Source organism: Accumulibacter sp. (assembly GCF_023806565.1).
In the GTDB taxonomy this organism is placed as follows: Bacteria; Pseudomonadota; Gammaproteobacteria; order Burkholderiales; family Rhodocyclaceae; genus Accumulibacter.
In genome coordinates this window covers 62,426-74,740 of sequence record NZ_JAMTDV010000114.1, presented here as the reverse complement: position 1 = coordinate 74,740, position 12,315 = coordinate 62,426, and the positions used below count along the sequence as shown (strand labels likewise).

At 62.8% G+C, this 12,315-nt stretch carries 8 protein-coding genes; 3 read left to right on the top strand and 5 right to left on the bottom strand.

What is annotated here, in order from left to right:
* Positions 1-79 precede the first annotated feature (79 nt).
* The 4 genes from ltrA to ompA (NFV80_RS12640) all read right to left on the bottom strand — a co-directional run bounded on the left by ltrA (position 80) and on the right by ompA (NFV80_RS12640) (position 4,683).
* Positions 80-1,447: a group II intron reverse transcriptase/maturase gene (gene ltrA / locus NFV80_RS12655; protein WP_296758883.1), complete on the bottom strand. Its 1,368-nt coding sequence runs from the start codon at positions 1,445-1,447 to the stop codon at positions 80-82.
* A gap of 428 nt (positions 1,448-1,875) precedes the next feature.
* Positions 1,876-2,553 carry an outer membrane protein OmpA gene (ompA, locus tag NFV80_RS12650; RefSeq protein ID WP_296758880.1) on the bottom strand — a complete coding sequence of 226 codons (678 nt, stop codon included), beginning with the start codon at positions 2,551-2,553 and terminating at the stop codon, positions 1,876-1,878.
* A 78-nt stretch (positions 2,554-2,631) separates the two neighbouring features.
* Positions 2,632-3,963: a TRZ/ATZ family hydrolase gene (locus tag NFV80_RS12645; protein ID WP_295330086.1), complete on the bottom strand. Its 1,332-nt coding sequence runs from the start codon at positions 3,961-3,963 to the stop codon at positions 2,632-2,634.
* A gap of 57 nt (positions 3,964-4,020) precedes the next feature.
* The gene (gene ompA, locus NFV80_RS12640; protein ID WP_296758878.1) at positions 4,021-4,683 is read right to left on the bottom strand and encodes an outer membrane protein OmpA; all 663 of its coding nucleotides are present in this window, start codon (positions 4,681-4,683) and stop codon (positions 4,021-4,023) included.
* A gap of 365 nt (positions 4,684-5,048) precedes the next feature.
* On the opposite strand from ompA (NFV80_RS12640), the gene NFV80_RS12635 reads away from it, so the two are divergent.
* The 3 genes from NFV80_RS12635 (at position 5,049) to NFV80_RS12625 (ending at position 10,465) form a co-directional block, all read left to right on the top strand.
* Positions 5,049-5,804 carry an NAD-dependent deacylase gene (locus NFV80_RS12635; protein WP_295330090.1) on the top strand — a complete coding sequence of 252 codons (756 nt, stop codon included), beginning with the start codon at positions 5,049-5,051 and terminating at the stop codon, positions 5,802-5,804.
* Positions 5,805-5,990: 186 nt separating this feature from the next.
* A complete protein-coding gene (gene mfd, locus NFV80_RS12630; protein WP_295330092.1) occupies positions 5,991-9,395 on the top strand; it encodes a transcription-repair coupling factor in 3,405 nt (1,134 codons plus the stop codon).
* Complete coding sequence (locus tag NFV80_RS12625) at positions 9,392-10,465, top strand: 3-deoxy-7-phosphoheptulonate synthase (RefSeq protein WP_295330094.1); 1,074 nt, start codon at positions 9,392-9,394, stop codon at positions 10,463-10,465. Before mfd ends, NFV80_RS12625 begins: the two co-directional genes overlap by 4 nt.
* A gap of 70 nt (positions 10,466-10,535) precedes the next feature.
* Here the strand turns inward: NFV80_RS12625 and NFV80_RS12620 are convergent, their stop codons facing one another.
* Positions 10,536-12,254, bottom strand: coding sequence for a SulP family inorganic anion transporter (locus tag NFV80_RS12620; protein ID WP_295330096.1), 1,719 nt, complete (start codon positions 12,252-12,254; stop codon positions 10,536-10,538).
* Between the last annotated feature and the right edge of the window lie 61 nt (positions 12,255-12,315).

Sequence of the window (12,315 nt, the reverse complement as noted above, 5' to 3'; positions counted from 1 at the left end):
GGCGGCCAGATTACCTGACCGGTCCCCTGCCACACCGCCCGGCATGCGGGTTCGCACCGGGCGGTTCGAGTAGTTGAGGTCATGAGAGTCGAGGTACGCCGAGTCGGTCGAAGTAGGCGATGGGCATGAGCCTGTTCAGCTCAAGCTGCCTGTTGTGCCACCAGCGAGTGGCATTGCCCGCCACCCTCGCTGCTTGGTCTGAACTTGCACCCAATGCCCGCAATTCCCGATAGATCGTTGTTCCCCGTCGCCAATGCTTGAGCTGCAAAGCACGCAGGCGGTGTCGCAGCCACTCGTCCAAGCCACGAAAGACCCCGGGGGTCTGCGCCAATTGGAAATACGCTTTCCAACCGGGCATGTAACGCCGCAGTTCTTGCGCGACTTCGTCGAGGCTGCGTCCGCACGTCCGACGAGTAATTTGCCGAATGCGCTGCTTGAAGGTGTCGATGGCCTGGGCTGCCACTGAACGCTTGACCTCACCCCCTGCGGCACGCCATAGAGCATAACCGAGGAACTTGCGGCCGGTCGCGCGACCAACGGCAGTCTTGGCTTCATTTACCTTCAAGTGAAGTCGGTCGTAGAGTTTTCGCAGTCCGTCCAGCACTCGCTCACCCGCTTTCCGACTGCGCACATAAACATTGCAGTCGTCAGCGTAGCGCACGAACCGATGGCCACGTCGCTCCAGTTCCCGATCCACTTCGTCCAGCAACACGTTGGCCAGAGGTGACAGCGGTCCGCCTTGCGGGGTGCCCTCGTGTCGCTCCATGACCACGCCGCCGTCCATGATGCCCGCCGCAAGGTAGCGCCGAATCAGCCGAAAGACGGCTTTGTCGTCGATCCGCTTGGCGAGCCGATCCATGAGTACGTCGTGACTGACCCGATCAGAGAGCTTCTCCAAATCCACATCGACCACCATCTTCCAGCCCGCTTGCACATGGTACTGCGCTTGCCGCACCGCATCATGCGCCCGTCGGCCCGGTCGAAAGCCGTAGCTGTGTTCGGAAAACGTCGGATCGGTCACTGGTTGCAGAACTTGCAGCAGGGCTTGCTGGATCAGCCGGTCGAGCACGGTAGGTATCCCCAATTCCCGCGTTCCGCCCCCAGATTTGGGTATCTGCACCCGGCGCACCGGCCGCGGCCGGTAGCGTCCCGTTTGCAGGTCCTCCATGATCCCGGGCCAATGCGTCTTGAGGTACTCCGCGGTGGCTTCGATCGTCAGTCCATCTACCCCAGCACTGCCGCGATTGGCTTTGACGCGTTTCCAGGCCAGGACCATATTCCCTCTCGCGAGCGCCTGCGTCGGCAGGTCGCCTCGCCCCAAGCCTTCGCTTCCTTGTCCCGCCAGTCGTGCTTCATCGCGTCCGATTCCCGGCAAGGCTTCACTCGGCCCTCTTTCGCTTCGCCCCGGTTGCCCAGGCTGCTGATGCATTGCACTTCCGAGCGACATGGCCGTCGGCACTCCTGCTCGTTCGGCCCTTCGCCCACTACCGGCGGCTACTATGGCCTCTGCTGACTTCTCGCTCCGGCTTGTCCTCGTCGGCCTTTCAGCCATGAGGCGAGAACTCCCCAGGTAAGAACGCACTCCTTCCCTGCACAGCCGCCGAATTTACGCCACTTCGCCGCCTTGATCACGAGAGCTTCGCGGTCTCTTTCCCCGCTCGCCCTGCTCGGCAGCGCCTTCTATCCGATTCTTGTCCATCGGCTCGCAGTTTCGCTCCACGCTTCCTTCCTACCATCGGTCGCCCTCAGGCACTTGCGCTTCACTTCGTTCGTTGTGATCAACTTACGCTGGGACTTTCATCCACAAGAGTGCGCCCATGCTGGGCGCACAAAAAAAAGCCCTGCCGAGGCAGGGCTTTCGTTGCATCGACCGAATTACTTGGTGCCGATGAGTTCGATATCGACACGACGGTCGGGCTGCAGGCACTCGATGACCTTCTTGGTCGGAGCCTTGCCCGGGCACTGATCGGGCTTGGTGACCGGATTCTTCTTGCCCTTGCCTTCGGTGTACACACGGTTGGCATCGATGCCCTTGCTGACCAGGTAGGTCTTGACCGCAGCCGCACGCTTCTCGGACAACTTCTGGTTGTAGGCATCCGAGCCGAAGCGGTCGGTATGGCCGACGGCGATGATCACCTCCAGCTTGATCGCCTTCGCCTTCGCCGCCACTTCATCCAGCTTCGCCTTGCCTTCCGGACGCAGCGTCGCCTTGTCGAAGTCGAACAGCGCGTCGGCCGCGATGGTGATCTTGTCACCCGTCGGCTTGGCCGCCGCCGCCGGCGGAGCCGCAGCCACCTTCGGCTCGCAGACTTCCTTGGGCAGCAGATCCTTGTCGCACATGCAGCCGGCCGGGTCAGTGGCCGCCGCTGCCGGCGTCCAGAAACCGGTACGCCAGCAAAGACCCGTGCCGCTCTTCACGACTTCGCCACGTTGGTCGATGACATACACCCGGTCCAGGGGAATCGAAGTCTGTGCCTGAGCAAGCGAGGCGCCGAAGCCGACTGTAGCTGCGGCGAGCAAGGCCAGCATGGAGTTTTTTGCAGTTCTGTTCATCTAGGTTTCCCCTCGTTAGTTGAAGCCTGCGGGAGTGGTCCGCATGGCCTGTTTATGCCTCGTTGTTGACCGAACCCATCACGGACGAATTTTATTTTGCCACAAGCGGGCCAGTTTTATCAATCCAGTTTCGTTGTTTTCAATCAGTTGCCCATTTTCCACGCGCATCGCGCCGGCTACCCAGACGTCAGAAACATGCTCACGGCCTACCGCGTAACTGAGGTGCGAGACCGGGTCGTAACAGGGAGCGAGCGCCATGTCGTCGAAACGGACAGCACACAGATCCGCACATTTCCCCGGACTGAGCGAGCCGATGCTGCTCTCCAGGCCGAGCGCGCGAGCGCCACCCAGGGTCGCCATGCGCAGAACCTGATGGGCATTGATGGCGTCGGCACGCCCGGCCTGTTCCTTGGCAAGCAAGGCACCCAGGCGCATTTCCTGAAACAGGTCGAGGCGGTTGTTGCTCGCTGCGCCGTCCGTACCGAGACCGATGTTCACTCCGTTGGCAGACAATTGGGTAATCGGTGCAATGCCACTGCCAAGCTTGAGGTTGGAACTTGGACAGTGGGCAACGGAACAGCCGTACCTAGCCAACAGTTCAATTTCGTTCGCGTCGAGGTGTACCGCATGCACCGCGATCAGGCCCGGCCCGAGCAGACCCAGGCGACGGATGCGCTCCATTGGACGAATTCCGAAATGTTTCAGGCTCTCCTCGATTTCGTGAGCGGTTTCATGCAAATGGAGATGAATCGGCAGCTCGATCTGTTCGGCAAGTGTCAGCACCCGGGCAAAGCTGCGCTCGCCAACAGTGTATGGGGCATGCGGCGCCAGACAGAAGGAAAGCAGCGGCTCATCGAGCAACTGGTCGCGAACCGCCAGCCCCTTGGCCAGGTAGTCGTCCGCGTCGGCCGCGTAATTGCTCGGAAAGTCTACGGTGATCAGGCCGATCGCAGCACGCATCCCCGCAGCGAGCGCAGCGTCGGCTGCTGCCTTGGGAAAGAAATACATGTCGTTGAAACAGGTGATGCCGCCACGCAACATCTCTGCGCAGGCGAGCCGCGTACCGTCGTACACGAACTGCGCCGAAACATGCTGCGCCTCTGCCGGCCAGACGTGCTCCCGTAACCACTGCATCAGCGGCAGGTCGTCGGCGAGGCCGCGCAACAGGGTCATTGCAGCATGCGTATGTAAATTGACGAGACCCGGGATCAGCACGTGCTGCGCGAGGCACTTGCGGCTGCGGGGCAAGAAGCGGTCCGCCACCTCGCTTTGTGGAACGATGTCCACGATGCGCCCTTGCTCCACCGCGAGCGCGTGGTTCTCGAGAACCACGCTGGCCGGTTCGACAGGGACGATCCAGCGCGCCTCGATGACGAGATCGACCGACTGCAAGGAGCTTTGCGCAGACATGACTCGAAGCCTAAAAAAAACCCCGCCAAGGCGGGGTTTCTTGTTCGGACGCCGGTATTACTTGGTGCCGATGAGTTCGATATCGACGCGACGGTCGGGCTGCAGGCACTCGATGACCTTCTTGGTCGGAGCCTTGCCCGGGCACTGATCGGGCTTGGTGACCGGATTCTTCTTGCCCTTGCCTTCGGTGTACACACGGTTGGCATCGATGCCCTTGCTGACCAGGTAGGTCTTGACCGCAGCCGCACGCTTCTCGGACAACTTCTGGTTGTAGGCATCCGAGCCGAAGCGGTCGGTATGGCCGACGGCGATGATCACCTCCAGCTTGATCGCCTTCGCCTTCGCCGCCACTTCATCCAGCTTCGCCTTGCCTTCCGGACGCAGCGTCGCCTTGTCGAAGTCGAACAGCGCGTCGGCCGCGATGGTGATCTTGTCACCCGTCGGCTTGGCCGCCGCCGCCGGCGGAGCCGCAGCCACCTTCGGCTCGCAGACTTCCTTGGGCAGCAGATCCTTGTCGCACATGCAGCCGGCCGGGTCAGTGGCCGCCGCTGCCGGCGTCCAGAAACCGGTACGCCAGCAAAGACCCGTGCCGCTCTTCACGACTTCGCCACGTTGGTCGATCACGTATACGCGATCAGCAGCGGTTTGTGCTTGCACGGCGCCAGCCGCTGCAAAGAGGCCGATAGAGGCCAGCAGGGTAGTGATGATTTTCGATTTCAAGATATTCCTCCTCGATTAATCTCTGTTGGGTCCGAATGCGTGTAACGCGATGCGATTTTTGCGCAGTCGGGGCATTTAAGCATACAAACTTGATTTGCTTCAAGCAGCAGCCTGGCATTGTGTGGCAATTATACAACGAATATGCCCCGGCACCGGCCGGACGGCGACCGCGCAGGCATGCAGCGCGACCGCCGACGTGACTGCCCATCGGCGAATGCAGGCGGCGCAATCCTGTGCGTGGGGCGGTACTGCATTGCCAGCGGCTTCTCGCCAGCAGACGTGCGACAATTGCTTCGGCCGGGGCCCGCCTGCGCCGCAGCGACGGCGGTGAGCATCCGCCGCGTCCTGCGCGAAAGGAGCCCGTCATGCAATCAATGAAACTGGAATCGATCGCCGAAATCGTGCGTGCGGCGAGCGAAGTCGTCATATTTTCCGGAGCCGGACTTTCCGCCGATAGCGGAATTCCCACCTTTCGCGATGGGGCGACGGGCTTGTGGAACAACGTCGATCCGGACGAGGTCGCCAGCATCGAAGGGTTCCTGCGCAACCCGCAGCGCGCCTGGAGCTGGCTGCTGGGACTGCGCAATCTGATCGACGATCGGCGTCCGAACGCCGGCCACTACGCGATCGCCCGTCTCGAGGAACTCTGCGTGGCCAAGCAGGTGACGGTCATTACCCAGAACATCGACGGTTACCATGCGCGCGCCGGGAACGAGAATGTGCTCGAAGTGCATGGCACGATCCATCGCGTACGTTGCCACCGACATTGCGGCTTCGTTGCCGGCTGGGACGAAAGTTCCCTCGACCCTTACGCGTGCCCGGCGTGCGGCGCACCGGTCCGGCCCGATCTGGTCATGTTCGGCGAGGCACTCGATGAGGAGGTCTTCGCCAATGCCCAACTGCGCAGCCTGACCGCCGATGTCTTCTTCGCGGTCGGCACCTCGTTCACCGTGCAGCCTGCCGCCCGCCTGCCGTTGTGGGCGAAACGGGCGGGCGCCGTGGTGATCGAGGTCAACCCACACCCGACTCCACTTTCGGAAGCTGCCGATTACGCGATTCGTAGCGGCGCTTCCCCATTTTTTGCTGCGCTGTGCGCCAACCTCGAGGCCGTTGGCCGCTGAGGCGATGTTCCCGGGAGCTCGTTGCCGGATCACGATCAAGGCAGCCAAGGGCGCCGTGGCCGCGAGCCGATCGGCTATAATGCCGCCCTTTCGCTGCCTTGCCTCGACCGGCAAGGCTAGGCCCGTCCACTGCAGCCATCGAGTCGCGAGTCGCATTCCTTGTCATTATCGCTTCCCTGGTCGCCAATGCCCGAAGCCGGCGAAAGGCTCGAGTTCCCTTCGTTCGCGGGTTCAGCCGACGCTCTCCTGATCGCCCGCGCAGCGTCGGATGCGGTTGCCGGCGCCAGACGGCGGATCCTGGTAGTACTCACTGCGAGCGCTGGCGACGCCCACCGTCTGCTCCAGGAAATTCCCTGGTTCGTCCCCCGCCTGCGGGTACGCCTGCTGCCCGACTGGGAAACGCTCCCCTACGACAGCTTTTCGCCGCACCACGATCTGATCTCCGAACGACTGGCGACACTCTACGCGGTGACGCGTGGCGAATGTGACGTGCTGCTGGTACCTGCCGGTACCGCTGTCTATCGTCTCGCACCGCCGGCCTATCTGGCCGCCTACACCTTCTTCTTCAAACCGCGCGACAAGCTCGACGCGGCGCAGTTGCGCGCCCAGTTGAAGCTCGCCGGCTATGCGCACGTGACCAAGGTCGTGGCACCGGGGGAGTACTCGATTCGCGGAGGTCTCGTCGACCTCTATCCAATGGGCGCGCAACTGCCTTACCGGTTCGATCTCTTCGACAACGAAATCGAGAGCATCAAGACTTTCGACGTCGACAGCCAGCGAACACTCTACCCGGTGCCCGAAATCCGGCTGCTGCCGGCGCGCGAGTTTCCGCTCGACGAGCACGGTCGCACGCGCTTTCGCCAGCGCTTTCGCGAACGCTTCGAAGGCGACCCGGGTCGCTCGGGAATCTACCGCGACGTTTCCAACGGGGTGCCGTCGGCCGGTATCGAATACTGGTTGCCGCTGTTCTTCGAGCAGACCGCGACACTGTTCGACTACCTGCCGGGAACGACGGCACTCTTCCTGCATGGCAAGGTGGGCGACGCCATTCGCGACTTCTGGCGCGAAGCGCAGTCGCGCTACACCATGCTCGCCGGCGAGCGCTGCCGTCCGCTGCTGCCGCCGGCCGAGCTGTTTCTCAGCGAAGAAGCGTTCTTCGTCGCGGCCAAGGCGTATACGCGGCTAAGCCTGACTCCCGGCAATCCGGCGCAGGGTTTGCCAGCGCTGGCGATCGAGCGGCGTGCAGACGACCCGCTGCGGCGTCTCAAGGCATTCCTCGACGCCTTTCCCGGCCGTGTATTGCTGCTCGCCGAAACGGCCGGCCGCCGTGAAACCATGTTGGAGTTGTTGGCCGAGTACGGACTCAAGCCACAGGTGTGTGCCAGCTTTGCCGACTTCACGGCCAGCAACGGCCCTCTTGCACTGGCCGTGTCGCCGCTGCACTACGGCTTCCGGCTCGATCACCTGGCGCTGGTCAGCGAGGCGGAACTCTTCGCCGACAGCCCTTCACAGCGCAGCCGGCAGCCGCCGCAACGCAAGCTTTCGGTCGACAACTGGCTGCGCGACCTCACCGAACTCAAACCGGGTTCGCCGGTGGTGCACGAGCAACACGGCATCGGACGCTATCGAGGACTGATTCATCTCAATCTCGGTGAAGGCGAGATGGAGTTCCTCGAACTGCACTACGCCAATGAGGCCAAGCTCTACGTTCCCGTATCGCAGCTACATGTCATTCAGCGATACTCGGCATCCGATCCCGACCAGGCCCCATTGCACACCCTCGGCTCACCGCAGTGGGATAAGGCCAAGCGACGGGCGGCCGTGCAGGCACGTGACACGGCCGCGGAACTGCTCGCGCTCTACGCCCTGCGGGCGGCACGGCAAGGACACGCCTGCGAGTTTGGTGCCCACGACTACGCTGCCTTTGCGGACGGATTCGGCTTTGAAGAGACGCAGGATCAGACCGCAGCGATCGCCGCAGTGATCGCCGACATGCAGTCCGGCCGTCCGATGGACCGTCTGGTCTGTGGCGACGTCGGCTTCGGCAAGACCGAGGTCGCGCTGCGTGCCGCTTTCTGTGCGGTAGCCGGCGGCCGTCAAGTGGCCGTGCTGTCGCCCACCACGCTGCTTTGCGAGCAACATTTCCAGACCTTCAGCGACCGCTTCGCCGAGTGGCCGGTCAGAATCGCCGAGTTGTCCCGCTTCAGGACCGCCAGGGAAGCCGCGCAGGCGCTCGCCGAACTGGCCGATGGCAGGCTCGACATCGTCATCGGAACCCACCGGCTGCTGCAGAAGGACGTGCGTTTCAACCGTCTCGGGCTGGTGGTGATCGACGAGGAACACCGTTTCGGCGTTCGCCAGAAGGAGGCATTGAAAGCGCTGCGCGCCGAGGTCGACGTGCTGACGCTGACCGCGACACCGATCCCGCGCACGCTGGCCATGTCGATCGAGGGCCTGCGCGACTTTTCCGTGATCGCCACCGCGCCACAGAAGCGTCTGGCGATCAAGACCTTCGTCAGCCGCTTCTCTGACGGCATCATCCGGGAAGCTCTGTTGCGCGAGTTCAAGCGCGGCGGCCAGGTCTATTTTCTGCACAACGAGGTCGACACCATCGAGAACATGCGCGCCAGGCTCGGCAAACTGTTGCCGGAAGCGCGCATCGTCGTCGGCCACGGCCAGATGAAGGAACGTGAGCTCGAACGCGTGATGCGCGACTTCACACAGCAGCGAGCCAACCTGCTGCTGTGCACGACGATCATCGAGACCGGTATCGACAACCCGCACGCCAATACGATCGTGATCAATCGTGCCGAAAAATTCGGCCTGGCGCAGTTGCATCAGTTGCGTGGCCGGGTCGGACGATCGCACCACCAGGCGTACGCCTACCTGCTGACGCATGACGAGGCAGTGTTGAACAAGCAGGCGCGACAGCGGCTGGAAGCGATTCAGATGATGGACGAACTCGGCGCCGGTTTTTATCTGGCCATGCACGATCTCGAAATTCGCGGGGCCGGCGAAGTGCTGGGCGCCAATCAGTCCGGAGAGATGCAGGAAGTCGGCTTCCACCTGTATGCCCAGATGCTCGACCGTGCCGTCTCGGCGCTCAAACAGGGCAAGGAACCGGAATTACTGCAGCCGCTGGCGATTGCCACCGAGATCAAGCTGCATACCCCGGCGCTGCTTCCCGACGACTACGCCCCTGACGTCCACGAGAGGTTGACGCTGTACAAGCGGCTGGCCGACTGCGCCGATGTCGAAGGCCTCGCCGATCTGCAGGAAGAACTGATCGATCGCTTTGGCGATCTGCCGCCACAGGCGCGTGCACTGCTCGACAGCCACCGCCTGCGACTGCTCTGCAAGCCCTTCGGCATCAGCAAGCTGGACGCCGGCACTGAGCAGATCGTCGTTCAATTCGAGCCCAATCCGCCGATCGATCCACTACGGATCATCGAGCTGATTCAACGGGACCGCAACTACCGCCTCACCGGAAACGACAAGCTGGTCCTCAAACGCCATTGCACGACGCCCGCCGACCGTGTTGCCGCGGTCAAGGACATCATTCATCAACTGAGCCGTCAATCACGACCATGACCACCCTCGACATCGACAACATCAACGTCAGCGCCTTCGACCCGATGCCTTCGCCGGAGGAAATCCTCGCCCAGCTGCCGCTCTCGCCGAACGCTGCGCGGATGATCCTGCGCAGCCGAGAGGTCCTGCGCAACATTCTCGACCGCAAGGATCGCCGTCTGTTCGTCGTCGTCGGCCCATGCTCGATCCACGACCCCGTGGCGGGGCTCGATTACGCGCACCGCCTGCGAGCTCTCGCCGCAGAGGTCAGCGAGACTCTGTATCTGGTAATGCGCGTCTATTTCGAAAAACCACGCACGACCACTGGCTGGAAGGGCTACATCAATGACCCTGACATGGACGATTCCTTCCACGTCGACCGGGGCATGCACAAGGCTCGCGAGTTCCTCCTGCAACTCGCCGAACTCGGACTGCCCGCGGGCACCGAAGCTCTCGACCCGATCTCGCCTCAGTATCTCGGCGACTTGATTTCGTGGACGGCGATCGGCGCCCGCACCAGCGAGTCGCAGACTCACCGCGAGATGTCATCCGGCCTGTCCACTCCGGTCGGCTTCAAGAACGGCACCAACGGCGACGTCGGCATCGCTGTCAACGCCATCCTCTCGGCTTCACGGCCGCACAGTTTTCTCGGCATCAACGACCAGGGACATACTGCCATCGTCCGCACGCGCGGCAACCGCTACGGTCACCTGGTCCTGCGCGGCGGCGATGGCCGCCCGAATTACGACACGGTCAGCGTGCAGATCGCCGAGCAGGTGCTGGCGAAAGCAGGACTGCCGGCCAACATCGTGGTCGACTGCTCGCACGCCAACAGCTACAAGAAGCACGAATGGCAACCGCTGGTGATGTCCGACGTGGTCAACCAGGTGCGCCTCGGCAACCAGTCGCTGGTCGGAATGATGATCGAGTCGAACATCGTCGCCGGCAATCAGGCAATCCCCGAGGATCTCTCGCAGCTCAGGTACGGTTGCTCGGTCACCGACTCGTGTATCGACTGGGACACCACCGAACGGATGATCCGCGATGCCGCCCAGCTACTGCGTGAGGTGCTGCCCGCTCGCGCCGGCTGACGCCGGCAACCCGCGACTGCGCGGCAACAGCGCGCGGCCCCTCGACACCTGAGAGCTACGAGAGCGGCTGCTATCCGCCGCCGGAACTGTGCGCCTGCGCGCCGTGGGCCTGCTCGAAGGCTTCGGCCGCCTTCTTGACCGAGATGAAAAAGTCCGACCGACCGATCTCTTCGGAAAGTCCAACCCGCGCGAGCTCGTCGAGGAATGGCCGCGGCGCATCGGCGATCTTCACCGCGATCCCCTCATCGCTCAGCTCCTGATGCAATTCGGCAAAGCGCTGCGCGGCGGTGACGTCCATGTCGTGAATCGCCTGCGCGTCGATCACCAGCCACTTGACCGGAGGATCCGCCTGGTCGACCAGCGTCCGGATGCGCGTCATCACGTGCCGTGCGTTGGCAAAGATCAACGGTGCGTAGAGCCGGTAGACGAGCAGGCCGGGAACGGTTTCCGATTCGTCGTCGTCCAGGCAATGGTGGAACTTGCCGTCGCTGACCAGGCGGCGTAGAACCGCGTCGTCCGGACGCGAAATTTCGACGAGCACCGAGATCAGCGACAGCAGCAAGCCGAGGATGATTCCCGGAACGACACCGGCGACCAGGATCGCCAGCATCACGCCCATGGCAATGCCGAACTCGACCCGATCGATCTTGTACAGGGCCGACAGCGACGCCACTTCCAGCATCCCGATGGCGGCGACGATGAGGATCGCACCGAGCGCGACTTTCGGCAGCAAGGCGACCAGGCCGGTCAGGAAGAACAGGAAGAGCAGCAAGCCGGCCGCCACCACCAACTGCGCCACCTGCGACCTGCCGCCCGCCGAATCGACGATCGAGGTGCGCGACTGGCTGGCCGAAACGGGAAAACCCTGCCACAGACCAGCCAGGATGTTTGCCGATCCAAGCGCCACCAGTTCGCGGTTCGGACGCACCTCGTAGCCGTTCTTTTCGGCAAAGGTCTGTGCCAGCAGGATGCCGTCGGAAAAGGCGAGAAAGGCAATCGCGACCGCCGCCGGAGCGAGCGCCGAAATGTCGGTCCAATGAAATTCGGGGATCACCGGTCGTGGCACGCCGGAAGGTACCTTGCCGACCAGATCGACGCCGTGGCTGCCGAGGTCAAAAACGAAGGTGACGGCGATCGCCACGCCACAGACCGCCAGCGCACCGGGAACGCGAGGCAACCAGCGCGCCAGGGCAATCAGCAGAGCGACCAGCAACAGGCCGAACACGAAAGTCGGCAGGTGCGTTTGTGGCAATTGCTCGACCACGGTATATACCAGCTCGAAGAATTCCTCGCCTTCGGTCTTGATGCGGAACATCTTGCCCAACTGGGTCGAGATCAGCACCAACGAAGCACCGTTGAGATAGCCGATCAGCACCGGGCGCGACAGCAGATCGGCGATCAGGCCAAGTTTCAGGCGCGCGGCGAGCAGCAGCACCACACCCGAGAGGATGCCGAGCACCGCAGCCAGCATGACGATTCGCGACGGTTCGCCGGCTGCCAGGGGAACGATGGCAGAACCGGCGAGCAGACCGATGGCGGCGTCTGGTCCAGCGATGACGTGCCGCGAGCTGGAAAACAGCGCGTAGCCGATGGCCGCTGCCAGTGCCGCGTAGAGACCGGTAATCGCCGGCAGGCGGACGAGCTCGGCGTAGGCGATGACCGATGGAATCGACACCACACAGGCCGAGAGTCCGGCAACGGCATCCTTGCTCAGCCAGGCCATCCGGTACTCCTTCAGGGTCGCGATCAGCGGCAGACCAGATTCCAGGTAGGTAAGGAAAGATTTCATTTGCATGACTCCTGAATAAAAGTCCTCTGAGGAGCGGTATGACGTCATCCGGAGTGGAAGG

Excerpts from the sequence above, each read along its gene's own strand:
- NFV80_RS12635 (WP_295330090.1), top strand. The coding sequence starts at position 5,049 with ATGCAATCAATGAAACTGGAATCGATCGCCGAAATCGTGCGTGCGGCG.
- NFV80_RS12645 (WP_295330086.1), bottom strand. The coding sequence starts at position 3,963 with ATGTCTGCGCAAAGCTCCTTGCAGTCGGTCGATCTCGTCATCGAGGCG.
- NFV80_RS12625 (WP_295330094.1), top strand. The coding sequence starts at position 9,392 with ATGACCACCCTCGACATCGACAACATCAACGTCAGCGCCTTCGACCCG.
- NFV80_RS12620 (WP_295330096.1), bottom strand. The coding sequence starts at position 12,254 with ATGAAATCTTTCCTTACCTACCTGGAATCTGGTCTGCCGCTGATCGCG.
- ompA (WP_296758880.1), bottom strand. The coding sequence starts at position 2,553 with ATGAACAGAACTGCAAAAAACTCCATGCTGGCCTTGCTCGCCGCAGCT.
- ltrA (WP_296758883.1), bottom strand. The coding sequence starts at position 1,447 with ATGTCGCTCGGAAGTGCAATGCATCAGCAGCCTGGGCAACCGGGGCGA.
- mfd (WP_295330092.1), top strand. The coding sequence starts at position 5,991 with ATGCCCGAAGCCGGCGAAAGGCTCGAGTTCCCTTCGTTCGCGGGTTCA.